Source organism: Pseudomonas sp. SDO5591_S426 (assembly GCF_054070755.1).
Window position 1 is genome coordinate 1 of the sequence record NZ_JBSVXD010000408.1, and the last position, 1,122, is coordinate 1,122.

Annotated in this window: 1 pseudogene; it reads right to left on the bottom strand. The window is 61.3% G+C overall.

Annotation, left to right across the window (positions count from 1 at the left end):
• A pseudogene (locus ACW9JC_RS30330) lies at positions 1–1,118 on the bottom strand (type IV secretion protein Rhs); the annotation flags it as partial.
• Between the last annotated feature and the right edge of the window lie 4 nt (positions 1,119–1,122).

Here is a 1,122-nt window from a genome sequence, read left to right on the forward strand (position 1 = left end):
TCGTCTTTTTTCAGCGAGGTGTTGTTGCGAGCCTTCCAGCGCAACTGCATCCGGCCCTTTTTCAGCCCGGCCGCGACACCCCGTGCCGCCACTGCTTTGTAGCGGTCGACGTAAACGCTGAAGGTTTTGAGGATCGAGAACAATGACTCAACCAGCCGCGTGACCGCACGGATCAACTGCATACCGCGACGAGCCAAGCGCATCGCCAGATAGGCAACACCCGCCCCCGCCGTGGCGAAGGTCAGGACGACGGCGATCAGGATGTCGATCAGCAGCTCCACCATCCGCATCGATACGGCCTTGGCGGTTTCGCCGGCAATCACGCTCGGCGGCAGCATCTCCAGCCAGAGACTGGCCGTGCGCAACAGCAGACAAAGCGCCGCTTCGTCACTGGCCAGCAGCTGGAGTTTGGCCATGGCCTCTGGCGTTTCTTCCGCCAGCGTCTTCAACTGCTCGACGCCACTGCCCAGCCGATCAGCAAACTTGCCGGGATCCTGCAGCATGTCCGACAGCAGGTTGATGCCGTCCCACACGCCCTCAATCGCCGCCCAACTGCCGGCCAGCAAACCGTTACCCACGGCGGCCGAAGTCGACTGCGACCACCGAGGTTTGAACTCATCCCACTCGCTGCGCAGCCAGGTTTCCAGTGACTGACCAAGGCCGTCATACGAGGAAAACAGCTCATCAACCTGCTTCGGCGTCACCTCATTCTGCACACGCACGCGATAGAACTTGCCCGGCGCGCCTTCGAACTGCCCCTTGCCGTTTTCATCGAGCGTGACCGGCGTCGACTCGCCACCCTCCACCGCGATCACATCGACCTGAATGTTGCCCAGCGGAACGTCATACACCGACTCGAACTTGCTCTCGATCAGCAGGATTCCGCCTTCAGGACACTGCGCAACGGTCGAAATAAAATCGTCGTCGGCGCTGCTGACCACGGTGCGGGTGTTGCCCAGTTTGATCACCCGCTCCACGTCCATCAGCGAAGGCATGTCGGTGGCGCGGCTGATCTTGTCGGCGGCCTGGCTGAACCAGCGTTTGAGCTGTTGGCGGTAGAGCGTCAGGGTGTCCGGGAAACTGTCGAGTTCGTGCTCGATGCGGGTGATGTGATCCATCAGC